Raw genomic sequence first — 23826 nt, 5'->3', positions numbered from 1 at the left:
TGCGCGGGATCGTCACTTGAAGTGAGTCGCAGGGTAACGTTCTGGCAAAGTGCCATTAATATCAATGGCTTGCGATGACTGTCCGGTCAGGTTGAAATCGCCGGGGTAGACGGTTTTGAAACATTTTGGCGCAATTATTGCGTGCAGATTCCGGAACGCCCCGTTTGTTTCTTTTTACAAAGAGGAACACCGAGCGGGTGAACGTATTCGCTTCTCCTTACAAAGGTAGTTTCAATGAGCAGTACCCAAAGCTCTAATGGCCTCGAACAGGGGCTCAAACCGCGTCATGTGACCATGCTGTCGATTGCCGGGGTTATCGGTGCCGGCCTGTTCGTCGGCTCGGGTCACGCAATTGCCGCCGCAGGCCCGGCTGTACTGTTGGCTTACGCCGCCGCCGGTATGCTGGTGGTGTTGGTCATGCGCATGCTCGGCGAGATGGCCGTTGCTTCGCCGGACACAGGTTCCTTCTCGACGTACGCCGATCGCGCGATCGGTCACTGGGCCGGTTTCACCATCGGCTGGTTGTACTGGTGGTTCTGGGTGCTCGTCATCCCGCTGGAGGCCAACGCCGCCGCGACCATCCTGCATGCCTGGTTCCCTAACGTGGCTATCTGGGCCTTTGCCTTGGTGATCACGATGTTGCTGACGGTAACCAACCTGTTCAGCGTGAAGAACTATGGCGAGTTCGAATTCTGGTTCGCCCTGGTCAAGGTCCTGGCGATCATCGGTTTCATCGTGCTCGGCGTGCTGGCGATCTTCGGCTTCCTGCCTGGCAGCCAGGTCAGCGGCGTTTCGCACCTGTTCGACACACAGGGCTTCCTGCCAAACGGCATGGGCGCTGTGTTGGGCGCGATCCTGACCACCATGTTCTCCTTCATGGGTACCGAAATCGTGACCATCGCGGCCGCGGAATCGAAGAACCCTGGCAAGCAAATCTCCAAGGCCACCAACTCGGTGATCTGGCGGATCGGCTTGTTCTACCTCGTATCGATCTTCATCGTTGTGGCCCTGGTGCCATGGAACGATCCGGTACTGGCCAGCCTCGGTTCCTACCAGACCGTGCTTGAGCGCATGGGCATTCCGAATGCCAAAATGATTGTTGATATCGTGGTACTGGTCGCCGTGACCAGCTGCCTGAACTCGGCGCTCTACACCTCGTCGCGCATGTTGTTCTCCCTGGGCAAGCGCGGTGATGCACCGGCCATGTCCACCCGTACCAACAGCAGCGGCACGCCATACTGGGCGGTGATGTTGTCCACAGGTGCTGCGTTCCTGGCGACATTCGCCAACTACGTGGCCCCGGCGGCGGTATTCGAATTCCTGCTGGCCAGCTCCGGTGCCATTGCACTGCTCGTGTACCTGGTGATTGCGGTCTCGCAACTGCGCATGCGCAAACAGCGTATGGCTCGCGGCGAGAAAATCGTCTTCAGCATGTGGCTGTTCCCGGGCCTGACCTACGCGGTGATCGTGTTCATCGTCGGCGCCCTGACCATCATGCTGTTCCAGGAGGCCCATCGTGTGGAAATCCTCGCGACCGGTCTGCTCGGTATCATGGTGGTAGCGGCCGGCTTGCTGGTTGCTCGCCGTCGTCGTAACGAGAAGATGATCGGGGCGGTTGCGCGCTGAGTCCCTGACTCACGCCAGACGTTGTTGAAATGAAAAACGGCCGCTGTCAGCGATGACAAGCGGCCGTTTTTGTTTGCGTTGAAATCGTTACTCGCTTTTGTCTTCCTGCGCTTCCAGCGTCTGGCGATAGCTGTCGAGTGCATCGCCGAAGTCGGTGATGAACTGCGAGTCGGTCAGCCAGGCCTGGGCGGTGTCGCGGTCCATGCCGTCAGCCCACATGCGATAGTCGATCAGCATGTCGGCGGCCAGGTGGGTAGCGGCCATGGCTTCGTTGTCGGCGTTTTCCATGTCCAGCAGCTCTGGGTGGTCGTTGATGATCCCGGCGAGGTCGGTCAGCAGGGTCAGCAGCATGTCATTGCGACCGATGGCTTCCGCGTCGCGCATCTTGCTGAACATCGCCAGGGTGTATTCCGGGATCGGCTCGCCCATTTCGCCCAGGTCAGCGTCCTGCGCGGCGGGTTTTCGGCCGTGGATGTTGATCTGTCTGGCTTTGGCTTTTGCGCGTTTGGCGCGTTTCTGTTGCTTGTTCAGGGAGGCCATGGGAACTCAGTTCGGTTTCTGTTGGGTTTGGGCCGCGATGGCGTCGGACGCCGCCACGTAGTCAGCCTGGAAGGCCGGGGATTCGATCCATGCCAGGGCACCGGCTTCGTCGGTGTCGGCGGACCATTGGCGATACTCGATCAGCGCCGCGAGGATGAAATCCATCGCGCCTTCCTCGCCTTCCTGCTCGTATACCAACTCCAGCAACGGGTCCTCGAGGAAGGCCGCGCACATGGCTTGCTGGCTGATCTTTTGTGCGTCGATCATTTTCTTGAACAGTTCGGTCAGGTCCACCGATTCGAAGTCGATGCGGTCGTCGTTCGGGTCCAGCTCGACCGGCGCGGCGGCCCGTTGAGTGCGGTTTTGCTTGGCCTTGGCCTTGGCGCGGGAGGCGCGTTTTTGCTGCTTGTTGGCGGAGGCCATGGGCGTCGTTCCGTAATTCGTTGAAAGGGCGGCTGGTTCAGCTGCGTGGCACCGTCCGCCCGGGTGTGCCGGGGGCCAGCTCGCCGTTTTGCAGCCAGGACAATGCGATGGGCCATAGTGTGGCTTGGTATGCGCTGCGAAAAAAGGCGAAATGGCCAACTTCTTTTTCGCCGATGTCTTCGGGTGCAATGCGCAGGTGAGTGTTGTTGCTGTGGGTGAAGTAGTTGAGCAGGCGTTCGATGGCGGGAATCGTGCCATAGGGATCGTCGCTGATACTGATGGCCAGGGCTTTTGCGGTGACGGCGGCGAAGTGTCTTGTGTGGAGGTCCCGGCCGCTGGGGCGCTTCTCGTAACGAGCGGTGGGCGTACTCCAGTCACGGACCACCCCGGCGGGGGTGTCTTCCAGCCAGCCAAGGCGCTTGCCGGGAAAGTAACCGTAAATCATCGTGAGCAACGGCATCACCACATGCCACTTGCCAAGCATCCGCCAGCGATGTGAGGGTGCATAGTCGCGCCAGTACGCGAATTGCGCGCCAACCGTCACCATGCGGCGGATAAGCCGTCCCGACGCTCCCAGGCCCGCTGCACAGCCTCCAAAGCTGTGGCCGACCACATCGATCGGCTGATCGGGAAACTCACGCTGTGCGCGCTTGAGCATCGCTTCGAAATCCAGGGCGCCCCAGTCGGACCAAGAGGCCTTCAATCCTTTCAGTGACGTCGGGCGCGATTCACCGATGCCGCGGTAGTCGTAGGTGATCACGTCAAAGTCATTGGCAAACAGGTAGTCCGCGAAGCGTGAGTAGTGACGGCAGCGCACCGAGGTGGCGGCATTGATGATGACGACCGGGCGCTGAGTGTCCTTGGCAGCATGCCGCCAGCTGAAACCTCCCAGTGCGAAGCCGTCTGCCGCGACCTCCTTGAAGGGTTCGCCAAGGGCGTCACCCGCCAGCGGCAGTTCGATCTGAGTGGGCGCTAGAGGTGGGGTTTCCTGCAAGTTCATCGGTGCCCGTCCTTTGCGGAGAGTTGCCAACGATAGTCTTCACACGGCGGATGAACAATCCATCGGGGCTACAGTTGTTTCTCCTTCAGCCGCTCTTCAGGCATCGCGCATTGTCGATGCTTAGCAGTCCGGGGTCGTTCCGCGCTCACCCCAAGTCTGAATCAATCTAAAACTCCTGCCTCCGCGCGCAAATCAAAAGAAGGGTAACGATTGGGTTCTGAAGAGCCCGGGAGTCGACATCATGAAAACCTTTCATTCACTGCTGTTGCCCATCGCCACAGTCGGCGTATTCATGTTTCCAGCCATATCGCCTGCCGCCAGCCTGGAGCCTGTTGATGGTTCGGGCGTGCAGATTCAGCGGCAAGAGGAAAACGGAATTGCCTATCTGTCTGGCGGCATTGGCGATGATGAAGCGCACGCTATCCAGCAGACCACGGGCTACAACCTGCACATGATCTTCTCTGTTGGCCCGCTAAACGAGTACATCCCTGATGTGAACGTGGTCATACAGAAGGACCACGGACAAACCGTGCTGACACTCAGCGAAGCCGGCCCGCTGGTTTACGTCCAGTTGCCCGCTGGCAAATACACTGTCGTCGCCTCGCGCAACGGCGAAGAGCGGCGGGATACGGCGGATATCGGCAACGGAGCGGCCCGCAACCTGGTCTTTCACTGGAATAGTAAAAGTTAGCGAATGGCCAGAAAACCGGGAGGCAAATAGGACCCTGAATCTTGCGACTCAGGGTTTTTTGTACGTGTGGTGGGTGATTGGTTGGGAGATCTGGTTGATTGAAATGCTCATAACCAAGCCAATGACTGGATCACCGCAACGCGCAAGGGATTGGTTTCTACGCTCAGCAGCTTGATGGCCAAGGCGCAGCAGACCACGATCAAAAAGCCGGCGCAGAAAGCGACGAGCGCCAACATGCCAATGAGATCCCAAGACATTACATTCCTCCCTGTTAGTGATTGGCCGGCGATCACATGACTGTTCATGCAGCAGCCTGAATACTCAAGCAATCAGCCCTGCAGCAGTAATGGATCCTCAGAAATAACGATGGGGGTGGAAAATTTTGAAAGTCCGAAAGTGCGAACCAAGACCGGTGATGAGCGGGCGACCCGGGCCCTTCTCAAGTCCGCAAACAGCCGTCTTTCAATGGCTGTTTACGGAATGCATTGCACTAGGCTTTTCGGTTTGCCAAAACGCAATGGATGGAGTGCTGAACAAACACCTGGGGGATGTGTTAGCGGATGCTGCGGATGTTGCCTTTGTTGCCTTTTACCGTGACGGAAACTTTCTTGAAGATGAAGTAGTTTTCTTCGTTCACTTCGTAGCGAGGGGCGACGATCAGGTCGGCTCCGGAGGATTTGACCGCTTTGTAGGCCGCGGCCGATTTGACGGCGCTGACGGGATCCAGGCCAAGACCGCTCAGGCCGCCGCTTTCACCGCCGTAGCTGACGCCGTCGGCAAATTGGGAATCGCCACCAAACTTGAGGAAGCCGAACAGGACGTTGACCGAAGACTGGCCGGAGATGGCGTCACCGACGGCGATGTCTGCCTTCAGGTCTGCTTTGACGGTGCTGTCGATCGGCGAAGAAGGTTGGCTGGTGTTGTAGCTGACACAGCCGCTTGCTGTCGCGATGATGGTCGACAGGGCGAGGAACTTCAAAAGCGTATTCAAGAAATGCTTCCTTACTTTGAAACGTTGAATGCAGGCAGATTTGCTGCTGCAAAAGTTTCACTGTGCAAGGGGGGCATGCTCAATGAGACGTATCTCAAAGTCGTGTGTGAGGGTGAGGGCGCGACTGAAAGGAAAAGGGCGCCGCTCGTGTAAGAAATTTCGGCGGCGTCAGGATTGGACAAATCCAGGGCATAAAAAAACCCTGAATCTTGCGATTCAGGGTTTTCGGTATTTGGTGCCCAGAGACGGAATCGAACCGCCGACACGGGGATTTTCAATCCCCTGCTCTACCGACTGAGCTATCTGGGCAACGGGGCGCATTAAAAGGGTTTTTCGGATTTACGTCAACGACTTTTTTAAAATTTCTTAAATTAATTCCGTCGCTTACGATCCGCCCCCCGATTTTGCAGGGTTACTCTGCAGGCGGAACGTAGCCTTCGGCCTTGGCGTAATCCTCGCCGGAGAAGTACTTGTCCATCTCGCCCTGCAGATATTTACGGTCTTCGGCGTTCATCATGTTCAGGCGTTTTTCGTTGATCAGCAGGGTCTGGTGCTTTTGCCAGTCGGCCCAGGCCTTGGCCGAGACGTGGTCAAAAATGTCCTGGCCCTTGGCGCCCGGGAATGGAGCGCGCTCCAGGGCTGGCAATTCTTCTTTGTACTTGCGGCACATGATGGTGCGGGTCATGACGATTCTCCTGCGTTCAATACGGCGGCCGCGCGTTCGAGCAAGGTTTTGACCGGGGCGGCGAGGCCCAGGCGCGGCGGGGTGGCGAGGTTATACCAGAGCCAGTCGGCCTCGGCCACGTGGTGGCCGTCCTCCTGGACCTGTACCAGCCAGGGTTCGATGGATAACTGAAAATGGCTGAAGGTATGCACCAGGTTCGGCAGGGCCTGTTGATTGCCCAGCGCCAGTGAGTGCTGCGAAGCCAGGTGCTGCAGGTCGTCGAGGTCATCGAGTTCCGGCAGGCTCCACAAACCGCCCCACAAGCCGGTGGAAGGGCGACGGTAAAGCAGAATCGCGCCGTCGCCGTTGGCGAGCAACGGCATCAGCGTGCGCTTCTGAGGCACGGCCTTGCGCGGTTTGGGGATCGGGTAGCGCGTCTCCAGACCGAGCATGTGCGCCTCGCAGCCCTTTTGCAGCGGGCAGAGCAGGCAGCTCGGCTTGCTGCGGGTGCAGAGCGTGGCGCCCAGATCCATCATCGCCTGGGTGTAGGCGTTGACCCGATCATGGGGTGTAAAGCGCTCAGCATTGGCCCAGAGCTGTTTGGCGACCTTTGGTTCTCCCGGGTAACCCTCCTGCGCGGTAAATCGAGCCAGCACGCGTTTGACGTTGCCGTCGAGGATCGGCGCCCGCAGGCCCATGCTGATGCTGGCAATGGCCCCGGCCGTAGACAGGCCGATGCCCGGCAGATCGGTGAGCTTTTCCACGTCCCGGGGAAATTCGCCGCCGTACTGGTCGACGACGATCTTCGCGGTCTTCTGCAGATTGCGCGCACGGGTGTAGTAACCCAGGCCTGTCCACAGGTGCAGCACTTCGTCCTCAGGCGCAGCGGCCAGGGCTTCGACCGTCGGCAGCGAGGCCATGAAGCGATCGAAGTAATTGAGCACGGTGCTGACCTGGGTCTGCTGCAACATGATTTCCGAAACCCACACCCGATACGGGTTGATGTCCTGTTGCCATGGCAGGTCATGCCGGCCATGGCGGTCGTACCAATCCAGCACCGCCGTTGAAAACTGTTCGGCTTTCATCGCTTGAACAGCCCCTTGAGTGCATCTTTCAGTTCAGGGCTGACCTTGTCGCCCAGCTTCTCGTCGATTTTTTCGCTGATCTTGTCTCCGGCCAGTTTGCTTGCGACCTGACCCATGCGCTCGTTGTCGAGACGGCATGCCTTGGCACCCAGTTCCAGCGGACCACGGCAACGCAGTGGCCACTCGATACCGACAAACTTGTCGCCCACCTGGCAAGCGGGGTCCGGCATGGCGCTGGTGTCGCCTTCGACGATGATGCCCACGCGGTAATCCATGCCCAGCACTCGCAGGTCGACATCACCGTCACCCTTGACGGTCATGCCCGGGATGCGCACTTTCAGGTCCGGGTTGCTGGCCACGCCATTGCGCAAGGTCAGGCTGCCCTTGAGTTCCTGGAACGGTGTGTCCTTGCCCCGTGGCTCGCCGCTGAGGGTTTTGCGGTTGAGCGTGGCGATGCCCTTGCACAGTTGTTGTTCAAGGTTGGCGTTGAGCAGCACACCATTGTTGATGACGAAACCGGCGTTGCCGTTGAGGGTTTCGATCAGCGCTTTCTGGCTGTTGCCGTTGCCGGTCAGGTTGCTGTTGAGGGTCACCAGGCCTTTGACCGGTGGGTTCTTGCCCTGGCTTTCAAGGATTTTCTCCACCGGCACCCGGTTGATCTTCGTCTGCAAGTTCAGCGCGGGTACCTGCTGGCGTACGTCGAGGGTGCCCGTGGCTTCGAAGTTGCCGCCATACAGATCGCCGCGCAGGTTTGTCAGGGTCAGCAGTCCGCCCTGGCCGTTGGCCTTGAGCGCCGCGTTCTGAATCGGCAGTTTTTCCAGGGTCAGCTGGCCAAAGGTCAGGTCGGCATCCACATCGAGTTTGCTCAGGCGCTCCACCGGCAACAGGCGCTCGTTGCTCCATGCGTCCTTGGTCGGTGCCTGTGGCAGCGGTGTGCTGCCGGCGCCGGCCAGGGCATCCGCTTCGGTGCTGGCGACTTCGGCCTGACGCACTTGCGTCGCGCTGTTGGCCTCAGCCGACTTCGGCCGCATATAACGGTCGACGTTGAAAGTGTCGGCCTTGAGCACCGCTCGCAGCGATTGCTTGGCGAAGTCTTCGACGGCGATGCGGCCGCTGAAGGTGCTGTCGTCGACTTTCAGGTTGATTTCGTCCAGTACAAGGCTGGTCGGCGTGCCCGCCAGGCGACTGACCAGTTCGACCTTGCTCAGGCTGCCTTCGGCCATCGCCGGGAGCGTCTGACCGATGCTGTCGACGAACTTCGCCAGATCAAACTGGGCAATCGACAGGCCACCGCTGATCTGTGGCGTCTTGTCGAGGTCGTTGACCTTCAGCTCGCCCAGCGCACGCAGTTGGTTGGCGGAGATCTTGATGCCGGTCCACTCGGCGACGTTGGCCGCCTTGTCCAGTAACAACTGGCCCTGGGCGGCGAAGGTCATGGTCTTGCCTTGCAGCGGGTCGCCGGCAACTTCGCCGGACAATCTCATGTCTTCGAGTTTGTAGCGCTGCAATGCGCGCTCGAAACGCAGCTCACCGTTGAGCTCGGTGCGCACCCGCAGAACCGGTTGGTTGGTACCGAGGAACGCGGTGAGTTTGATCGGAGTGTTGGTGGAGTCATGCACCGGGCCGGTACTGAGCTGAATGCTTTCGGCGCTGAATTGCTTGCCGGTCTTCTCGTCGTTGTATTCAACGCGGGCGTTGTTGACGGTCAGGCTGTCGATGTCGAGGCGCACCGGCTGGGACGGTTTTTCAACCTGGGTCGTGGTTTGTGGGGCCGGTTCACCGGAGGTGGCGGCAGGCGTGCCGGTCGTGGTCGGTGCCGGGACCTTGCCGATGTCTTCCCAATTGCCGTGGCCATCCTTGTCACGGGTCAGGCGCAGGTTCAGGCCTTCGACGCGGACATCGCTCATTTGCACTTCACGACGCAGCAGCGGCAGCACGCGGACCGACAGGCCGAGCATCTGCAGATCGGCAAACGGTTCGGTGGGCTTGGCCAGGGTCGCAACACCGGCATCGTGCAATTCCAGGCCCAGCCATGGGAACAGGCTCCAGCCGATATCGCCATTGAGCGTCAGCTCGATGTGGGCCTTGTCGCGGGCTATCTGGCGAATCTCGTCTTTGTAGTTGTTGGGATCGAAGAAGTGGGTCAGGGCAAAGCCCAGCGCCACAATGATCAGCAACAACCCGAGAAGTACCAGACCCAGGATTTTGCCGAACGCTTTCATGGGCGAGTCCTTGTATTTAGTCGAATTCGAAATTTAGCCGAGGAGTATAGCGCTCAGTAACGGACGACCGGTCAGCGATCATTTCTACATAACATCCAGTAGCACATTCAGCTTTGCGGCCAGCGCCCGGGATTCCAGGTGCCCGGCCGGGGACAGCAGGCGCAAAGTGGCACCGGATTGCGCGGCCATCTTCTGTGCTTCGCGCACCAGACGTTCAGCGACGCCACGGCGACGAGTGATTTTTCGCACGCATAGATGAGACAAATGCCAGACGTCAGGGTGCCGTTGCAGTCGTGCCGCACCCAGCAGCCGGTCATTGAAGCGCCCGGCAATCAGCGACCCGTCCTGCAGGCAGGCTTCGATCAGCGATGAGTCCCCGGCGAACGGTGCGAACAGCCAGTCCGGAGCGTCGCGATAAATCTTCTGCAGGTCTTGCTGATCCTGGCCGGTGGCTTCGTTCAACGGCTCGACAATGATTGGCATAGTGATTCCTGTGGGTTGTAAGCGATTCGCGAACTGATGGGGCGACCGTTGCCGGGGCCTGTCGCTCAAGAGGTCAGATAACGTACAAAACGTGATGTCAGTTTGGTATTTCTGTCACTTGCAAATGGTAACCTTCGTCCGTTCGTCGGTCCTTCTGCGGCGAGATGTCGCAGCGAAAGGAAGTTTCACCCGGAAAAAACGGTCATGCCTGTGTGCACTCAAGGCTGGAGGGGTGAAGAGTGGCTGAGGAACCATACTAATAATTGGGGGATACACAATGACCACGAGCATTACGGCGGACGGCGTAACGGCCGATCGATCCGCGTTCCTGTCCAAGGAACGCATTATCGCCAAGCCCGGTTTCAACCGTTGGCTGGTACCACCGGCCGCGCTGGCCATCCACTTGTGCATCGGCATGGCCTACGGCTTCTCGGTGTTCTGGTTGCCACTGTCCAAGGCTTTGGGAATCACCGCTCCGGTGGCTTGCGCGCCGGACATGAGCTTTATCGCTCAAGTCTTTTCTTCGCAATGCGACTGGCCGATCTCGATGCTCGGCTGGATCTATACCCTGTTCTTCATCTTCCTGGGTTGCTCGGCCGCGATCTGGGGCGGCTGGCTGGAACATGCCGGGCCTCGCAAGGCTGGCGTTGTGTCGGCGCTGTGCTGGTGTGGCGGTCTGCTGATTTCGGCGCTGGGTGTGTACACGCACCAGATCTGGCTGATGTGGATCGGCTCCGGCGTAATTGGTGGTATCGGCCTGGGCCTGGGGTACATCTCGCCGGTGTCGACCCTGATCAAATGGTTCCCGGACAAGCGCGGCATGGCCACCGGCATGGCAATCATGGGTTTTGGCGGCGGCGCGATGGTCGGTGCACCGCTGGCTGCAGCGCTGATGGGGCATTTCGCCTCGCCTACCAGTGTCGGCGTGTGGCAGAGCTTCCTGGTGATGGCCGCGATCTATTTCGTGTTCATGATCGGTGGCGCCTTGTCTTACCGCGTGCCGCCAACCGGCTGGAAGCCTGAAGGCTGGACCGCTCCGGTGAAGAAAGCCTCGAATGCGATGATCACTCATCGTCATGTTCACGTGAATGTGGCGTGGAAGACCCCGCAATTCCGTCTGGTGTGGCTGGTGCTGTGCCTGAACGTTTCCGCCGGTATTGGCATCCTGGGCATGGCGTCGCCTCTGTTGCAGGAAGTGTTCGCCGGCAAGTTGCTGGGTAACGGGCTGACGTTTGGTCAGCTGGACGCTGCGCAATTGGCTTCGATCGCCGCGATCGCTGCTGGCTTCACCGGTCTGCTGAGCCTGTTCAACATCGGTGGCCGCTTCTTCTGGGCTTCGTTCTCGGACTATCTGGGGCGTAAAAACACCTACTTCGTGTTCTTCGCCCTGGGCTTTGCCCTGTATGCGCTGATCCCGAACCTCGGTCATTTGGGCAACGTTGCGCTGTTCGTGGCGGCGTTCTGCATCATTCTGTCGATGTACGGCGGTGGTTTCGCAACGGTGCCGGCTTACCTGGCTGACCTGTTCGGCACGCAAATGGTCGGCGCGATCCACGGTCGCCTGTTGACCGCATGGGCGGCGGCGGGCGTGTTGGGGCCGGTATTGGTGAACTACCTGCGTGAATATCAGCTGAGCATCGGCGTCGAGCGTGCGGCGGCCTATGACATCACCTTGTACATTCTCGCCGGCCTTCTGGTGCTGGGCTTCCTGTGCAACCTGCTGGTGCACCCGGTGGCCGACAAGTACTTCATGACCGACGCCGAACTGGCCGCCGAACAGGCACTGGGCCACGACAAGGGCGCTGACAGCAGCACCGTGCTGGAGTGGAAAGCCGCGGCGGGCTCCAAGCCGTTGGCGATTGCCGCTTGGTTGGTAGTGGGGATTCCGTTGGCGTGGGGTGTTTGGGTGACCCTGCAGAAGACGGCAGTGTTGTTCCACTAAGTCAGCGTTTTTCCCTTGTGGGAGCGAGCCTGCTCGCGAATGCGGCCTGACAGTCGACAGAGATGTTGAATATGAGGGCCTCTTCGCGAGCAGGCTCGCTCCCACTTTGGTTTTATGTGACCTTAAAATGGCTTGTATGGACATGTACATCGCTGAAGCCCCCGGATTCACTCCGTCAGCGATATCACCTCCCGTGTTTCTGTTTCCGGCCCGCGCCCCTATAATGGTTGCCTTTTTCGCCCAATGATTTTGCGGAGCTGGTGATGGCCGAACGTAAGGCGTCTGTCGAGCGCGACACTCTGGAAACCCAGATCAAAGCCTCGATCAACCTGGATGGCACCGGAAAGGCCCGATTTGAGATCGGTGTCCCTTTTCTTGAGCACATGCTCGACCAGATCGCCCGTCACGGGCTGATCGACCTGGATATCGTCAGTAAAGGCGACCTGCATATCGATGATCACCACACCGTGGAAGATGTCGGTATCACCCTGGGTCAGGCATTCACCAAAGCCATCGGCGACAAGAAAGGCATCCGTCGCTACGGTCACGCCTACGTGCCGCTCGATGAAGCGCTGTCGCGCGTGGTGATCGACTTCTCCGGCCGTCCTGGCCTGCAGATGCATGTTCCCTATACCCGCGCGACTGTCGGCGGCTTCGACGTTGACCTGTTCCAGGAATTCTTCCAGGGCTTCGTCAATCACGCCAACGTCACCCTGCACATCGACAACCTGCGTGGCCACAACACCCACCACCAGATCGAAACCGTGTTCAAGGCCTTCGGCCGTGCCCTGCGCATGGCCGTCGAGCTCGATGACCGCATGGCCGGTCAAATGCCATCGACCAAGGGCGTCCTGTAATGCAGACAGTCGCGGTTATCGATTACGGCATGGGCAACCTGCACTCGGTGGCCAAGGCCCTAGAGCATGTCGGTGCCGGCAAGGTCCTGATCACCAGCGATGCGAATGTGATTCGCGAAGCCGACCGGGTGGTTTTCCCCGGCGTCGGCGCAATTCGCGATTGCATGGCGGAGATCCGTCGCCTGGGCTTCGACTCGCTGGTGCGTGAAGTCAGCCAGGACCGTCCGTTCCTCGGCATCTGTGTCGGCATGCAAGCCTTGCTCGACACCAGCGAAGAGAACGACGGCGTCGACTGCATCGGCCTGTTCCCGGGCGCGGTGAAGTTCTTCGGCAAAGACCTGCATGAAGACGGCGAACACCTGAAAGTCCCGCACATGGGCTGGAACGAAGTGAAGCAGACGGTGAGTCACCCGCTGTGGCACAACATTCCGGATCTGGCGCGGTTCTACTTCGTGCACAGCTACTACATCGCTGCCGCCAACCCGCGGCAGGTGGTGGGCGGTGGTCATTACGGTGTCGATTTCGCCGCGGCGCTGGCCGATGGCTCGCGTTTCGCCGTGCAGTTCCACCCGGAGAAGAGCCATACCCATGGCCTGCAGTTGCTGCAGAACTTCGCTGCGTGGGACGGTCGCTGGTAAATGGCCGTCAAGAAATCCAGGCCGCCGATCCTCACGCTCACCCCCGAGCAGGAGAATGAGGCCAACAGCAAGATCAAGCGTTTCATGGAAGACCGCTTCGAACTCGACCTCGGCACATTCGAGGCGGCTGAGATTCTTGAGCTGTTTACCCGTGAAATTGCTCCGCACTATTACAACAGGGCGATTTTCGATGTGCAGACGCACCTCAAAGAGAGGTTCGAAAGCATCGAAAGCGACCTGTGGGCGCTCGAGAAAAACTGATTTCCGAGCCAAGCTGAACATTCAATTCTGAAGGTTTGCCAGATGCTGATTATTCCCGCTATCGATCTTAAAGACGGTGCCTGTGTTCGTCTGCGCCAGGGCCGCATGGAAGATTCCACGGTGTTCTCCGATGCCCCGGTGAGCATGGCTGCCAAGTGGGTGGAGGGCGGTTGCCGTCGTCTGCATCTGGTCGACTTGAACGGCGCCTTCGAAGGCCAGCCGGTCAACGGCGAAGTGGTTACCGCCATCGCCAAGCGCTACCCGAACCTGCCGATCCAGATCGGCGGCGGTATCCGTTCTCTGGAAACCATCGAGCACTACGTGAAAGCGGGCGTGAGCTACGTGATCATCGGCACCAAGGCCGTGAAAGATCCGGCGTTCGTGGCCGAAGCCTGCCGTGCGTTCCCGGGCAAGGTGATCGTCGGCCTGGACGCCAAGGATGGTTTCGTCGCCACCGACGGCTGGGCGGAAATCAGCACCATTCAGGTCATCGACCTGGCCAAGCAGTTTGAAGCCGACGGCGTGTCCGCCATCGTTTATACCGACATCGCCAAAGACGGCATGATGCAGGGCTGCAACGTACCGTTTACCGCCGCGCTGGCCGCTGCGACCAGGATCCCGGTGATCGCGTCCGGTGGCATCCACAACCTGGGCGACATCAAGACGCTGCTCGACGCCAAGGCGCCAGGCATCATCGGTGCCATCACTGGCCGGGCGATCTACGAAGGCACTCTCGACGTCGCTGAAGCGCAAGCTTTCTGCGATTCGTACAAAGGCTGAGGACTGACCATGGCGCTGGCCAAACGCATCATCCCTTGCCTGGACGTGGACAACGGCCGGGTGGTCAAGGGTGTGAAATTCGAAAACATCCGCGACGCCGGTGACCCGGTGGAAATCGCCCGTCGTTACGACGAGCAGGGCGCGGACGAGATTACCTTTCTCGACATCACCGCCAGCGTCGATGGTCGCGACACCACGCTGCATACCGTCGAGCGCATGGCCAGCCAGGTGTTCATCCCGCTGACCGTGGGCGGTGGCGTGCGCACCGTGCAGGACATTCGCAACCTGCTCAATGCCGGCGCGGACAAGGTGTCGATCAACACCGCAGCGGTGTTCAACCCGGAATTCGTCGGTGAAGCGGCGCAGCATTTCGGCTCGCAGTGCATCGTCGTCGCAATCGATGCGAAGAAGGTTTCCGGTCCGGGCGAAACCCCGCGCTGGGAAATCTTCACCCACGGCGGGCGCAAGCCGACCGGTCTCGACGCGGTTGAATGGGCGAAGAAAATGGAAGGCCTGGGGGCCGGCGAGATCCTGCTGACCAGCATGGATCAGGATGGCATGAAAAACGGCTTCGACCTGGGCGTCACTCGCGCCATCAGCGATGCGCTGGGGATTCCGGTGATCGCTTCCGGCGGCGTCGGCAACCTGCAACACCTGGCCGACGGAATCCTCGAAGGCCACGCCAGTGCGGTGTTGGCGGCGAGTATCTTCCATTTCGGCGAATACACTGTGCAGGAAGCCAAGGCTTATATGGCCCATCGCGGAATTGTGATGCGCTAAACAAACCGATGCAGGCCAGTGGACATCATGGCGGGCTCAAGGCACTCTTGGGTACGCCATGGATTTCGGTAGCCAGACAATGTTTAAACGCCTTCTTCTTGTCCTCGCCAGCGCTAGCCTGTTGTTCTTCAGTGGAGTGCAGGCGGCGGACAATCCCGGCACCGACATGGTGTTGCTGACGGAAAACTTCCCTCCGTACAACATGGCGAAGAACGGCAAGAACTTCGCGCAGGACGAAAACATCAATGGCATCGCCACGGACATCGTCCGCGAAATCTTCAAGCGCGCCGAGATTACCTACAGCCTGACGCTGCGCTTCCCCTGGGAGCGAATCTACAAACTCACCCTGGAAAAGCCCGGCTACGGCGTGTTCGTCATGGCGCGGCTGCCCGATCGCGAAAAGCTCTTCAAGTGGGTTGGCCCTATCGGTCCGGACGACTGGATCATGCTGGCCAAGGCTGACAGCCCAATCACCCTCGAAACCCTGGATGACGCCCGCAAGTACAGGATTGGCGCCTACAAGGGCGACGCCATCGCCGAGACACTGGCCAAGCAGGGGCTCAACCCCGTCGTGGTGCTGCGCGATCAGGACAACGCCAGGAAGCTGGTCAACGGCCAGATCGATCTGTGGGCTACGGGCGACCCCGCCGGGCGCTACCTGGCGCGTCAGGAAGGCGTGAACGGGCTCAAGACCGTATTACGGTTCAACAGCGCCGAGTTGTACCTGGCGTTGAACAAGGATGTGTCGGACGAAATGGTGGCCAAGCTTCAGGCAGCACTGGATCAACTGCGCAAGGAAGGCAAGGTCGACGAGATCATGGCGCGGTATCTGTAGCGACAGCCAATACATCCTTGTAAGAGCTGGCTTGCCAGCGATGGCGGCCGAAAGGGCAATGCAAGGCTCAAGGCCGATTCGCCAGCGAGCCGGCTAAAGGGGGCGGTCCATCAGCGGTACACCCCATCCTTGCCATGCGCAGCCGTCGCCCGATTGCTGCGCACACTGATCATCTGCTTGATATCGATCCAGTCGATGCCCTGCGCCTTGAGCTTGGGCAGCTCACGCTCAAGCACCGCCAGCGTCTGCGGATACGGATGCCCGATCATGACCGCCGAACCCTGTTTGTGCGCCAGGCTGATCGCCGTCTGGAGCTGCGTGAGGATTGCTGCCTCAGTGCGTTCATCGTCCAGGAACACATCCCGGGAAACACTCGCCAGGCCGATCTTTTGCGCTTCGGCGGCCGCCACGGTCTGTGCGCTGGTGCGGCTGTCGACGAAGAATTTGTGCCGACCCTGCAAGTTCGCCATCAACCACGTCATCGCCGGTTGCTGAGCGGTCATGCGGCTGCCCATGTGGTTGTTGATTCCGGCGGTGTAAGGCACCGCTTTGAAGGCGGCGTCCAGGCGTTTCTCAAGCTCTTCGATGGGCAGTTCGGGGTGCCAGGCGAACGGGCCGGTGGCGGGGTCCATGGGCATGTGCAAGATGACGATTTTGCCGGCGCGGTGGGCCTCGCGGGCGAATTCGCTGGCGTGAGGGGTGTCGGGCATGATCGCCGTGGTCACCGGGCCGGGCAGTGCCAGCACACGGCGATCCCGGGGCAGGTTCTGCCCCAGGTCATCAATGATCAGAGTGAGATAGGCCTTTTGCGGCGTTGTCGTCCCGGGCGCTGCATGAGCAGCGCCCGCCAGACAACACATCAGGCCGAGAATGAACCGCAGACGCATCTCAACGGCCGGACGTAATGCTCAGCCCTTTGAGCAGGCTCAGGGCCTGGGCCAGTTGGTAGTCGTCGTCCTGCGGCATCGGCTTGGCCTTGCCGCTGGAACCGGTCGGTTTGTCGGCACCGCCGTTGCCATTGCCCAGGTGGCCTTGCAGATCGGCTTCCTTGAAGTAGTCGCTGTCCTGCTCGTTGGTGATCTTGGCCTTGCGCACTTCGATGTCCGGCACGATGCCTTGAGCCTGGATCGAGCGGCCGTTCGGCGTGTAATACAGCGCCGTGGTGATCTTCAGCGCACGGTCGTTATTCAGTGGCAACACGGTCTGGACCGAGCCTTTGCCGAAACTGGTGGTGCCCATCAGTACGGCGCGTTTTTGATCCTGCAGGGCGCCGGCGACGATTTCCGAAGCCGAGGCGCTGCCGCCGTTGATCAGCACGACCATTGGCACGGCTTCGCTTTCGTCTTTGCCGGTGGCCGAGAAGCGCAGTTCGGAGTTGGCGATACGGCCCTTGGTGTAGACGATCAGGCCTTTGGTGATGAAGTGGTCGACCACTTCCACCGCCGCTTGCAGCACGCCGCCAGGGTTGTTGCGCAGGTCGAGAATGATGCCGTTGAGCTTCTTGCCGTTGTCTTTGCGCAGCTTGGCCAGGGCCTTGGAGACCTCTTCGCCGGTCTTGACCTGGAATTGGGTGATGCGGATGTAGCCGTAGCCGGACTCCAGCAACTGGCTCTTCACGCTCTTCACTTGAATGATGGCGCGGGCCAGGGTCACGTCGAACGGCGTACCGCCATCACGGACCAGGGTCAGGGTGATTTTCTGACCGATCTTGCCGCGCATCTTGTCCACGGCTTCGGTCATGCTCTGGCCGCGAGTCGGTTGGCCGTTGATCTTGACGATGAAGTCGCCCGCCTGAATGCCAGCCTTGGATGCCGGGGTGTCATCAATAGGCGATACCACCTTGATGAAACCGTCTTCGGCGCCGACTTCGATGCCCAGGCCACCGAATTCGCCGCTGGTGCTTTCCTGCAGTTCAGCGAAGTCTTCCGGGCCCAGATAGGCGGAGTGCGGGTCAAGATTGCTGAGCATGCCCTTGATGGCGTTTTCCAACAGGGTCTTGTCGTCTACCGGCTCGACATAGGCGGCTTTGATCCGATCCATGACCTCGGCAAAGGTGCGCAACTCTTCCAGGGGCAACGGTGCCTTGGTGGTCGCGGCAGTGCCAGCGGGCGCGACGGCCGGGGCCGGTTGAGCGGCGAACGCCAATGGCGCGCCGATCACCAGGGCGATCGTCAGGGCCAGCGAGGTAAGGCGGGACAAATGCAGCATGTCGAACGAACTCCTAATGTAGGTGACTCAACGCCTATCCTTGCGCGCGGCACCATTGCGCCGGATCACTCGGGTGACCCTGCTGACGAATAGCAAAATACAGCGCTGGTGTGTCCTGCCCGCCACTGTTACCGACAGTGGAGATGGACTCACCGGCTTTTACCACGTCACCCGCAGACTTGAGCAGCGTCTGGTTGTGACCGTAAAGACTCAAAAAACCGTTGCCGTGGTCGAGAATCACCAGCAGCCCGGCACCGCGCAGCCAGTCGGCGAACACCACACGGCCGCCATGCACTGCATGCACCGCACTGCCGGCTGCGGCGCCGATCATCACGCCGTCCCACTTGGTCCGGGCATCGTCGCCACGGCTTTCACCGAAGCGTGCCAACAGTCGACCGTCGACAGGCCATGGAAGTTTGCCTCGGGTTGACGCAAATGGGCCGCCAAAGGTCTCGCCTGAGCTTGAAACCAGCGCGCCGGGTGTCGATTTAACGGGTTTGCGTGGGGCGTCATCGGTGGCTTCCGCCTGCGCCTGGGCCTCACGTAAACGCTTTTTTTCGGCTTCCTGCTGGGCTATCAGCGCCTTTTGCCGCGCTTCTTCAGCCTCACGAGCCTGGCGAGCCAGGGTTTCCTCGATGGTTTTAAGGACTTTAGACAGGTCTGCCTGATCCTGCTCGCGGGCGGCCAGTTTCTGGTCGCGCGCCTTGACGTCGTCATTGAGCTTGGCCAGGACTTGCTGGCGCTCCTGGCGAACCTTCTCGAGTTCGCCGCGCTGGGTTTCCAGGCTGCTTTGTTGCACCAGCAATTGCGCTTGCTGGGCGGCAATGTCTTTTTCGACATTGGCCAGCTGGCGCAGGGTTTCATTGAAGTTCTTCAGCTGTTCCAGGCGGGCCTGGCTCAGGTAGTCGTAATAGGTGAGGGTACGGGCGAATTTCTCGGGGTTCTGCTGGTTGAGCAGCAGCTTGAGGTATTCCTGACGGCCATTCTGGTAGGCCGCGCGGGCCTGGATGGCGATCAGTCGTTGCTGTTCAGTGCGCGCGCTCTGGAGTTTTTTTTTCTCTGCATCGAGCCGCTGCAGCTCGGATTCGCTCTTCTTCAGCTCTTTTTGCAGGGTTTCAACCTGCTTCTCGAGCTTGCCCATTTCGGTCTCGGTGCCCTTGAGGTCTTTCTGCACACCGGATTTTTCTTCCTGCAGCTTGCCCAGCATTTTTTTCAGCTCGGCAATGTCCTGGCGCGTGGCGTCCAGCTGCTGTTGGGTTTGCGCGCGCTCGTCAGCAAAGGCCGGTTGGAGCAGGCAAGTCAGAGCGAGGGCTATCAGGACGCGAAGCATAGAGGCGGGCGACACCAGGGAAAGGGACGGCCTAGTATGCCCGCCCCACGCTGCAAAAAAAACGCCCAATTGGGGCTGTGTGATAACTGGCCCGGAAAACACTACAAACCAATGTGGGAGCGAGCCTGCTCGCGATTGCATCGGTACATTCAACATGGGTGTTGGATGTCAAATTGCTATCGCGAGCAGGCTCGCTCCCACAGGGTTTTGCAGGGTTTGAACGGGTGGATTACACCAGAATCGAAGTCCCGGTCATTTCCGCCGGTTTTTCCAGGCCCAGCAGTTTCAGCATGGTCGGTGCCACATCCGCCAGCACGCCGCCTTCGCGGACCTTCAGGTCACGCTTGCCGACATAAATGAACGGTACCGGCTCGGTGGTGTGCGCGGTGTGCGCCTGACCGGTGGATTCATCGGACATTTGTTCTACATTGCCGTGGTCGGCGGTGATCAGCGCTTCGCCACCGACTTTTTCCAGGGCTTCGACGATACGGCCGACGCACTGGTCCAGGCATTCAACGGCTTTTACCGCGGCTTCGAACACGCCACTGTGGCCAACCATGTCGCCGTTGGCGTAATTGACGACGATCACGTCATAACGCTGGTGTTCGATGGCATCGACGATGCGATCCGTCACTTCCGGCGCGCTCATCTCGGGTTGCAAGTCGTAGGTGGCGACTTTTGGCGACGGGATCAGGATGCGTTCTTCGCCCGGAAACGGTTCTTCGCGACCGCCGGAAAAGAAGAAGGTCACGTGGGCGTACTTCTCGGTTTCAGCGATGCGCAGCTGAGTCTTGCCGTTTTTCGCCAGGTAGTCGCCCAGCACGTTTTCCAGGCTGCCGGCGGCGAAGGCGGCTGGTGCGGGAATGCTGGCGGCGTATTGGGTCAGCATCACGAAGCCGGCCAGTTTTGGCTGGCGCGCGCGCTCGAACTCCTTGAAATCGACTTCAACGAACACCCGGGTCAGCTCGCGGGCGCGGTCGGCGCGGAAGTTCATGAACACCACGGCGTCGCCGTCTTCGACTTTGACCGGCTCACCGATGGAGGTGGCTTTGACGAATTCGTCGCTCTCGCCCCGCTCGTAGGCGGCTTGCAGGCCTTCCTGGGCAGTAGCGGAGTTGAATTCGCCCTGGCCGTCGACAATCAGGTTGTAGGCCTGGGATACGCGGTCCCAGCGATTGTCACGGTCCATGGCGAAATAACGACCGATGAGGCTGGCGATGCGGCCCTTGCCCAACGCCTGGAAGGTAGCGTCCAGCAGCTCGATCGACGATTGCGCGCTTTTCGGTGGGGTATCGCGGCCGTCGAGGAAGGCGTGCAGGTAGATTTTTTCCGCACCGCGTTTGGCGGCCAGTTCAGCCATGGCGACCAGGTGATCCTGGTGGCTGTGCACGCCGCCATCGGACAGCAGGCCCATGAAGTGCACGGCTTTACCGGCGGCAACGGCTTTGTCCACTGCCGCACAGATGGTCGGGTTCTCGAAGAACTCACCGTCGCGGATCGATTTGGTCACGCGAGTGAAGTCCTGATACACCACACGGCCGGCGCCGAGGTTCATGTGACCAACTTCGGAGTTGCCCATCTGACCATCCGGCAGGCCGACGTCCATGCCGCTACCCGAGATCAGGCCGTTCGGCACGGTGGCCCACAGGCGGTCGAGCACGGGCTTCCTGGCGGCATAGATGGCATTGCCTTCATGGCTTTCACTGTGACCGAAGCCGTCGAGAATCATCAGGACCAAAGGTTTAGGCGTGGTAGTCATGGAATCCACTCGTGGCTGAGATAAAAAGGGGTGATGGAAAAGGGAGTGGCAGTTTAAAGCGAAGTTCCTGCGGCGTCACCGCCGGACGGGGTTTGGCCCACCTTGGTGGCTGTGTATACTGGCCGACATTTTAACGCCCTGGAACCTCCTTCGATGGTTGCTCACCTGATTGAATTTGCCACTAACCACTACATTCTCGTCGGTATTTTCGTCGTACTGGCGGCCCTGCTGTTGGCCTATCAAATGCAAGGCGGCGGCCGTAGCCTGAGCACCGGCGAACTGACCGCACTGGTCAACAAAGACGCCGGCGTGGTGGTCGACATCCGTCCGAGCAAGGATTTCGCTGCGGGTCACATTGTTGGCGCGCTGAACATTCCCCAGGACAAACTGGCCGCCCGCATCGGCGAGCTGGAAAAACACAAGGCCAAGACCATCATTCTGGTCGATGCCCTGGGCCAGACCGCCGGCACTCACGCTCGCGAGCTGATGAAATCCGGCTTCACCGCTGCCAAATTGTCCGGTGGTGTTTCCAGCTGGAAAGCTGACAATCTGCCGCTGGTGAAGTGATATGAGCAACGTCGTCGTCTATTCCAGCGATTACTGCCCTTATTGCTCGCGAGCCAAGTACCTGCTCGAGAACAAAGGCGTGGCCTTCGAAGAGATCAAGGTCGATGGCAAGCCGCAGGTGCGTGCCGCAATGGCTCAGAAAGCCGGACGTACGTCCGTGCCACAGATCTGGATCGGTAGCACCCACGTTGGCGGTTGTGATGATTTGTTCGCCTTGGAGCGCGCCGGCAAGCTCGATGCGATGCTCAAGGCCTGACTGCCGTATTCAAAACAAGCAAACCTAAAAGACCCATGGATCAAGAAGGATCTGCGATGACTGACCAACAGAACACTGCTGCGAACGAAGAAGAAACTGCACCGCAATTCTCCTTGCAGCGCATTTATGTGCGTGACCTGTCCTTCGAAGCCCCGAAAAGCCCGGCAATCTTCCGCCAGCAGTGGGAGCCGAGCGTCGGTCTGGATCTGAACACCCGTCAAAAGGCTCTGGAAAACGATTTCCATGAAGTCGTGCTGACCCTGTCGGTCACCGTGAAGAACGGTGACGAAGTGGCGTTCATCGCTGAAGTGCAACAGGCCGGGATCTTCCTGATCAAGAACCTGGACGACGCCTCGATGAGCCACACCCTCGGCGCGTTCTGCCCGAACATCCTGTTCCCGTACGCTCGCGAAACCCTGGACAGCCTGGTGACCCGTGGTTCGTTCCCGGCGCTGATGCTGGCCCCGGTGAACTTCGACGCGCTGTACGCACAAGAACTGCATCGCATGCAGGCGGCTGGCGAGACTCCAACCGTTCAATAAGTTGCCTTGCTGAAAATCGCGGGCAAGCCCGCTCCCACAGGTTTTGCACAATCCTGTGGGAGCGGGCTTGCCCGCGATTGTTTCTGTCAGGCGAAAAAGATGCTCAGGTTACTTGAAGCCGTTCTGGCGCCACGCTTCGTACACGGCCACCGCCACGGTGTTGGACAGGTTCAGGCTACGACAGCCTTCGCGCATCGGCAGGCGCAGGCGTTGTTCGGCGGGCAGGGCGTCCAGTACTTCGGCGGGCAAACCGCGGCTTTCCGGGCCGAACAGGAACGCATCGCCCTCGACGAAACTGGCATCGTGGAACGGTCGCGAACCTTTGGTGGTGAACGCGAACAGCCGTGGATGGCCGAGGCTTTCCAGGCAACTGGCCAGGTCCGGGTGGCGTTGCAGGGTGGCATACTCGTGATAGTCGAGGCCGGCCCGGCGCAGGCGCTTGTCGTCCATCTCGAAGCCCAGCGGTTCGATCAAATGCAGGTGGCAGCCGCTGTTGGCGCACAGCCTGATAACGTTGCCGGTATTCGGCGGAATTTCCGGTTGGAAAAGGATGACGTGAAACATGCACGGCTCCGAAGGTAAAGATGAGCGGCATTCTACGCCGCAAGCCGACCCTCGTTCGAAACTATTCCCGCGTGTGATGGCTTCGCTGGCAATTGTCGGGGTGATGGTTGGCATGATGATTGGTCGCCTGACCACGCCTGACCCCAGCGAATTGCAGCAGATCGAAGTGGTGGATAACGGGCTGGTGGTCTGGTTCAACAACGAACCCAAGACCCATGGCGAGATTGTCGATGGCAGTATCGCGTTGTTGTTCGAAGCCGAAGGCAAGGTGCAAAAGGGTCAGCTCAAGCTCAACGGCAAGGACGTGAACTGGCGAACGCGTTTGAGTGATGGGGGATTGGTGCTGACGCTGGTGGCGGCCCGGCCTCTGCAGGGTGACTGGGCCGGTAGCGAGGTTGATGACCGCTGGCGGCTGGAGATCCATCTCCGAGAGCAATAAAAGAGGGAATCCCCGGCCTGCCTGTACCAAGGTTCCCGAAACGGGAGGGTTCGCGCATTGCGACGTGAACCCGGTGTAAAGAGGGAATCCCCGGCCTGCCTGTACCAAGGACCCCAAAACGGCGGCTCGTCGCTAGTGCGGTGTGAGCCCGGTGTAAAGAGGGGAATCCCCGGCCTGCCTGTACCAAGGTCCCCGAAACTGGGTAGTGAACTGAATCACTGAATGGACTACTGCAGGGGGCGTGCCAGCTTTTAACAAAATGAAACAGATATCCGTCAGATAGCGCCGAAAGCCCCGTATTTCGGGGCTTTCGTGTTTTTTCGATAGGGGTTCGATTGCGAAA

General features: G+C 59.8%; 27 protein-coding genes and 1 tRNA gene. 13 read left to right on the top strand and 15 right to left on the bottom strand.

The window, feature by feature from the left end; genetic code table 11:
* The first annotated feature begins 234 nt into the window (after nucleotides 1–234).
* Nucleotides 235–1626 carry a GABA permease gene (gabP, locus tag ACVWYU_RS07295; protein ID WP_090327969.1) on the top strand — a complete coding sequence of 464 codons (1392 nt, stop codon included), beginning with the start codon at nucleotides 235–237 and terminating at the stop codon, nucleotides 1624–1626.
* A gap of 87 nt (nucleotides 1627–1713) precedes the next feature.
* Here the strand turns inward: gabP and ACVWYU_RS07290 are convergent, their stop codons facing one another.
* Genes ACVWYU_RS07290 through ACVWYU_RS07280 form a run of 3 tightly spaced genes read right to left on the bottom strand, consistent with a single transcriptional unit; the run spans nucleotide 1714 to nucleotide 3589 of the window.
* Nucleotides 1714–2166: a hypothetical protein gene (locus ACVWYU_RS07290; protein ID WP_457372326.1), complete on the bottom strand. Its 453-nt coding sequence runs from the start codon at nucleotides 2164–2166 to the stop codon at nucleotides 1714–1716.
* 6 nt (nucleotides 2167–2172) lie between these two features.
* Nucleotides 2173–2589, bottom strand: coding sequence for a hypothetical protein (locus tag ACVWYU_RS07285; RefSeq protein WP_090327975.1), 417 nt, complete (start codon nucleotides 2587–2589; stop codon nucleotides 2173–2175).
* A gap of 37 nt (nucleotides 2590–2626) precedes the next feature.
* Complete coding sequence (locus ACVWYU_RS07280; protein ID WP_247256667.1) at nucleotides 2627–3589, bottom strand: alpha/beta hydrolase family protein; 963 nt, start codon at nucleotides 3587–3589, stop codon at nucleotides 2627–2629.
* A 241-nt stretch (nucleotides 3590–3830) separates the two neighbouring features.
* Here ACVWYU_RS07280 and ACVWYU_RS07275 point away from each other — a divergent pair, with 241 nt between their 5' ends.
* The gene (locus tag ACVWYU_RS07275) at nucleotides 3831–4280 is read left to right on the top strand and encodes a carboxypeptidase regulatory-like domain-containing protein (RefSeq protein ID WP_457372325.1); all 450 of its coding nucleotides are present in this window, start codon (nucleotides 3831–3833) and stop codon (nucleotides 4278–4280) included.
* Nucleotides 4281–4387: 107 nt separating this feature from the next.
* On the opposite strand, the gene ACVWYU_RS07270 is transcribed toward ACVWYU_RS07275, so the two are convergent.
* The 7 genes from ACVWYU_RS07270 to ACVWYU_RS07240 all read right to left on the bottom strand — a co-directional run bounded on the left by ACVWYU_RS07270 (nucleotide 4388) and on the right by ACVWYU_RS07240 (nucleotide 9725).
* Nucleotides 4388–4537 (bottom strand): hypothetical protein, encoded by a 150-nt coding sequence (locus tag ACVWYU_RS07270; RefSeq protein ID WP_247256761.1) that lies wholly within the window; start codon nucleotides 4535–4537, stop codon nucleotides 4388–4390.
* Nucleotides 4538–4833: 296 nt separating this feature from the next.
* Complete coding sequence (locus tag ACVWYU_RS07265; RefSeq protein WP_457372324.1) at nucleotides 4834–5271, bottom strand: hypothetical protein; 438 nt, start codon at nucleotides 5269–5271, stop codon at nucleotides 4834–4836.
* Nucleotides 5272–5504: 233 nt separating this feature from the next.
* Nucleotides 5505–5580: transfer RNA gene (locus ACVWYU_RS07260), tRNA-Phe, on the bottom strand.
* A 103-nt stretch (nucleotides 5581–5683) separates the two neighbouring features.
* Complete coding sequence (locus ACVWYU_RS07255; protein WP_003220737.1) at nucleotides 5684–5956, bottom strand: oxidative damage protection protein; 273 nt, start codon at nucleotides 5954–5956, stop codon at nucleotides 5684–5686.
* Nucleotides 5953–7020 (bottom strand): A/G-specific adenine glycosylase, encoded by a 1068-nt coding sequence (mutY, locus tag ACVWYU_RS07250; RefSeq protein WP_248916170.1) that lies wholly within the window; start codon nucleotides 7018–7020, stop codon nucleotides 5953–5955. Before mutY ends, ACVWYU_RS07255 begins: the two co-directional genes overlap by 4 nt.
* Complete coding sequence (locus ACVWYU_RS07245; RefSeq protein ID WP_457372323.1) at nucleotides 7017–9242, bottom strand: AsmA family protein; 2226 nt, start codon at nucleotides 9240–9242, stop codon at nucleotides 7017–7019. The genes mutY and ACVWYU_RS07245 overlap by 4 nt, the downstream gene beginning before the upstream one ends.
* Nucleotides 9243–9326: 84 nt before the next feature.
* Nucleotides 9327–9725 carry an acetyl-CoA sensor PanZ family protein gene (locus ACVWYU_RS07240; protein WP_457372322.1) on the bottom strand — a complete coding sequence of 133 codons (399 nt, stop codon included), beginning with the start codon at nucleotides 9723–9725 and terminating at the stop codon, nucleotides 9327–9329.
* 277 nt (nucleotides 9726–10002) lie between these two features.
* Between ACVWYU_RS07240 and ACVWYU_RS07235 the strand changes: the two genes are divergently transcribed.
* From ACVWYU_RS07235 to ACVWYU_RS07205, 7 genes are all read left to right on the top strand, one after another.
* Nucleotides 10003–11667, top strand: coding sequence for an OFA family MFS transporter (locus ACVWYU_RS07235; RefSeq protein ID WP_457372321.1), 1665 nt, complete (start codon nucleotides 10003–10005; stop codon nucleotides 11665–11667).
* 263 nt (nucleotides 11668–11930) lie between these two features.
* Nucleotides 11931–12524, top strand: coding sequence for an imidazoleglycerol-phosphate dehydratase HisB (gene hisB / locus ACVWYU_RS07230; protein WP_047536319.1), 594 nt, complete (start codon nucleotides 11931–11933; stop codon nucleotides 12522–12524).
* Entirely contained in the window at nucleotides 12524–13162 is a 639-nt protein-coding gene (hisH, locus tag ACVWYU_RS07225; protein WP_090328031.1) for an imidazole glycerol phosphate synthase subunit HisH, read from the top strand. Before hisB ends, hisH begins: the two co-directional genes overlap by 1 nt.
* Nucleotides 13163–13423 carry a DUF2164 domain-containing protein gene (locus ACVWYU_RS07220; RefSeq protein ID WP_090328034.1) on the top strand — a complete coding sequence of 87 codons (261 nt, stop codon included), beginning with the start codon at nucleotides 13163–13165 and terminating at the stop codon, nucleotides 13421–13423.
* 42 nt (nucleotides 13424–13465) lie between these two features.
* Nucleotides 13466–14203 carry a 1-(5-phosphoribosyl)-5-[(5-phosphoribosylamino)methylideneamino]imidazole-4-carboxamide isomerase gene (gene hisA, locus ACVWYU_RS07215; RefSeq protein WP_457372320.1) on the top strand — a complete coding sequence of 246 codons (738 nt, stop codon included), beginning with the start codon at nucleotides 13466–13468 and terminating at the stop codon, nucleotides 14201–14203.
* A 9-nt stretch (nucleotides 14204–14212) separates the two neighbouring features.
* Entirely contained in the window at nucleotides 14213–14983 is a 771-nt protein-coding gene (gene hisF, locus ACVWYU_RS07210) for an imidazole glycerol phosphate synthase subunit HisF (protein WP_007897430.1), read from the top strand.
* Nucleotides 14984–15062: 79 nt separating this feature from the next.
* The gene (locus ACVWYU_RS07205) at nucleotides 15063–15818 is read left to right on the top strand and encodes a substrate-binding periplasmic protein (protein WP_457372319.1); all 756 of its coding nucleotides are present in this window, start codon (nucleotides 15063–15065) and stop codon (nucleotides 15816–15818) included.
* Nucleotides 15819–15928: 110 nt separating this feature from the next.
* Here the strand turns inward: ACVWYU_RS07205 and ACVWYU_RS07200 are convergent, their stop codons facing one another.
* From ACVWYU_RS07200 to gpmI, 4 genes are all read right to left on the bottom strand, one after another.
* A complete protein-coding gene (locus tag ACVWYU_RS07200; RefSeq protein WP_247256659.1) occupies nucleotides 15929–16705 on the bottom strand; it encodes a divergent polysaccharide deacetylase family protein in 777 nt (258 codons plus the stop codon).
* Between the two features lies 1 nt (nucleotide 16706).
* Nucleotides 16707–18026 carry a S41 family peptidase gene (locus ACVWYU_RS07195; RefSeq protein ID WP_090328043.1) on the bottom strand — a complete coding sequence of 440 codons (1320 nt, stop codon included), beginning with the start codon at nucleotides 18024–18026 and terminating at the stop codon, nucleotides 16707–16709.
* Nucleotides 18027–18060: 34 nt separating this feature from the next.
* Nucleotides 18061–19356, bottom strand: a complete 1296-nt coding sequence (locus tag ACVWYU_RS07190; RefSeq protein ID WP_090328046.1) for a murein hydrolase activator EnvC family protein — start codon at nucleotides 19354–19356, stop codon at nucleotides 18061–18063.
* A gap of 229 nt (nucleotides 19357–19585) precedes the next feature.
* Nucleotides 19586–21115, bottom strand: a complete 1530-nt coding sequence (gpmI, locus tag ACVWYU_RS07185; RefSeq protein WP_457372318.1) for a 2,3-bisphosphoglycerate-independent phosphoglycerate mutase — start codon at nucleotides 21113–21115, stop codon at nucleotides 19586–19588.
* Nucleotides 21116–21268: 153 nt separating this feature from the next.
* Between gpmI and ACVWYU_RS07180 the strand changes: the two genes are divergently transcribed.
* From ACVWYU_RS07180 to secB, 3 genes are read left to right on the top strand one after another with little or no spacing between them, the layout of a single operon-like run.
* Entirely contained in the window at nucleotides 21269–21682 is a 414-nt protein-coding gene (locus ACVWYU_RS07180; protein ID WP_247256657.1) for a rhodanese-like domain-containing protein, read from the top strand.
* A gap of 1 nt (nucleotide 21683) precedes the next feature.
* Nucleotides 21684–21938 carry a glutaredoxin 3 gene (gene grxC, locus ACVWYU_RS07175; protein ID WP_008149430.1) on the top strand — a complete coding sequence of 85 codons (255 nt, stop codon included), beginning with the start codon at nucleotides 21684–21686 and terminating at the stop codon, nucleotides 21936–21938.
* Nucleotides 21939–21994: 56 nt separating this feature from the next.
* A complete protein-coding gene (gene secB, locus ACVWYU_RS07170; protein ID WP_090328053.1) occupies nucleotides 21995–22480 on the top strand; it encodes a protein-export chaperone SecB in 486 nt (161 codons plus the stop codon).
* A 108-nt stretch (nucleotides 22481–22588) separates the two neighbouring features.
* Here the strand turns inward: secB and trmL are convergent, their stop codons facing one another.
* Nucleotides 22589–23044 carry a tRNA (uridine(34)/cytosine(34)/5-carboxymethylaminomethyluridine(34)-2'-O)-methyltransferase TrmL gene (gene trmL, locus ACVWYU_RS07165; RefSeq protein ID WP_247256656.1) on the bottom strand — a complete coding sequence of 152 codons (456 nt, stop codon included), beginning with the start codon at nucleotides 23042–23044 and terminating at the stop codon, nucleotides 22589–22591.
* Between trmL and ACVWYU_RS07160 the strand changes: the two genes are divergently transcribed.
* Nucleotides 23043–23483: a hypothetical protein gene (locus tag ACVWYU_RS07160; RefSeq protein WP_457372317.1), complete on the top strand. Its 441-nt coding sequence runs from the start codon at nucleotides 23043–23045 to the stop codon at nucleotides 23481–23483. The two genes, trmL and ACVWYU_RS07160, sit on opposite strands and share 2 nt — an antisense overlap.
* The last annotated feature ends 343 nt before the right edge of the window (nucleotides 23484–23826 follow it).

This window comes from Pseudomonas sp. TE12234 (assembly GCF_054061835.1).
Note: the sequence above shows the minus strand (reverse complement) of the source record. Positions and strands in the feature narration are given on the sequence as shown.

Excerpts from the sequence above, each read along its gene's own strand:
- gabP (WP_090327969.1), top strand. The coding sequence starts at position 235 with ATGAGCAGTACCCAAAGCTCTAATGGCCTCGAACAGGGGCTCAAACCG.
- ACVWYU_RS07290 (WP_457372326.1), bottom strand. The coding sequence starts at position 2,166 with ATGGCCTCCCTGAACAAGCAACAGAAACGCGCCAAACGCGCAAAAGCC.
- ACVWYU_RS07285 (WP_090327975.1), bottom strand. The coding sequence starts at position 2,589 with ATGGCCTCCGCCAACAAGCAGCAAAAACGCGCCTCCCGCGCCAAGGCC.
- ACVWYU_RS07280 (WP_247256667.1), bottom strand. The coding sequence starts at position 3,589 with ATGAACTTGCAGGAAACCCCACCTCTAGCGCCCACTCAGATCGAACTG.
- ACVWYU_RS07275 (WP_457372325.1), top strand. The coding sequence starts at position 3,831 with ATGAAAACCTTTCATTCACTGCTGTTGCCCATCGCCACAGTCGGCGTA.
- ACVWYU_RS07270 (WP_247256761.1), bottom strand. The coding sequence starts at position 4,537 with ATGTCTTGGGATCTCATTGGCATGTTGGCGCTCGTCGCTTTCTGCGCC.
- ACVWYU_RS07255 (WP_003220737.1), bottom strand. The coding sequence starts at position 5,956 with ATGACCCGCACCATCATGTGCCGCAAGTACAAAGAAGAATTGCCAGCC.
- mutY (WP_248916170.1), bottom strand. The coding sequence starts at position 7,020 with ATGAAAGCCGAACAGTTTTCAACGGCGGTGCTGGATTGGTACGACCGC.
- ACVWYU_RS07245 (WP_457372323.1), bottom strand. The coding sequence starts at position 9,242 with ATGAAAGCGTTCGGCAAAATCCTGGGTCTGGTACTTCTCGGGTTGTTG.
- ACVWYU_RS07240 (WP_457372322.1), bottom strand. The coding sequence starts at position 9,725 with ATGCCAATCATTGTCGAGCCGTTGAACGAAGCCACCGGCCAGGATCAG.
- ACVWYU_RS07235 (WP_457372321.1), top strand. The coding sequence starts at position 10,003 with ATGACCACGAGCATTACGGCGGACGGCGTAACGGCCGATCGATCCGCG.
- hisB (WP_047536319.1), top strand. The coding sequence starts at position 11,931 with ATGGCCGAACGTAAGGCGTCTGTCGAGCGCGACACTCTGGAAACCCAG.
- hisH (WP_090328031.1), top strand. The coding sequence starts at position 12,524 with ATGCAGACAGTCGCGGTTATCGATTACGGCATGGGCAACCTGCACTCG.
- ACVWYU_RS07220 (WP_090328034.1), top strand. The coding sequence starts at position 13,163 with ATGGCCGTCAAGAAATCCAGGCCGCCGATCCTCACGCTCACCCCCGAG.
- hisA (WP_457372320.1), top strand. The coding sequence starts at position 13,466 with ATGCTGATTATTCCCGCTATCGATCTTAAAGACGGTGCCTGTGTTCGT.
- hisF (WP_007897430.1), top strand. The coding sequence starts at position 14,213 with ATGGCGCTGGCCAAACGCATCATCCCTTGCCTGGACGTGGACAACGGC.
- ACVWYU_RS07205 (WP_457372319.1), top strand. The coding sequence starts at position 15,063 with ATGTTTAAACGCCTTCTTCTTGTCCTCGCCAGCGCTAGCCTGTTGTTC.
- ACVWYU_RS07200 (WP_247256659.1), bottom strand. The coding sequence starts at position 16,705 with ATGCGTCTGCGGTTCATTCTCGGCCTGATGTGTTGTCTGGCGGGCGCT.
- ACVWYU_RS07195 (WP_090328043.1), bottom strand. The coding sequence starts at position 18,026 with ATGCTGCATTTGTCCCGCCTTACCTCGCTGGCCCTGACGATCGCCCTG.
- ACVWYU_RS07190 (WP_090328046.1), bottom strand. The coding sequence starts at position 19,356 with ATGCTTCGCGTCCTGATAGCCCTCGCTCTGACTTGCCTGCTCCAACCG.
- gpmI (WP_457372318.1), bottom strand. The coding sequence starts at position 21,115 with ATGACTACCACGCCTAAACCTTTGGTCCTGATGATTCTCGACGGCTTC.
- ACVWYU_RS07180 (WP_247256657.1), top strand. The coding sequence starts at position 21,269 with ATGGTTGCTCACCTGATTGAATTTGCCACTAACCACTACATTCTCGTC.
- grxC (WP_008149430.1), top strand. The coding sequence starts at position 21,684 with ATGAGCAACGTCGTCGTCTATTCCAGCGATTACTGCCCTTATTGCTCG.
- secB (WP_090328053.1), top strand. The coding sequence starts at position 21,995 with ATGACTGACCAACAGAACACTGCTGCGAACGAAGAAGAAACTGCACCG.
- ACVWYU_RS07160 (WP_457372317.1), top strand. The coding sequence starts at position 23,043 with ATGCACGGCTCCGAAGGTAAAGATGAGCGGCATTCTACGCCGCAAGCC.
- trmL (WP_247256656.1), bottom strand. The coding sequence starts at position 23,044 with ATGTTTCACGTCATCCTTTTCCAACCGGAAATTCCGCCGAATACCGGC.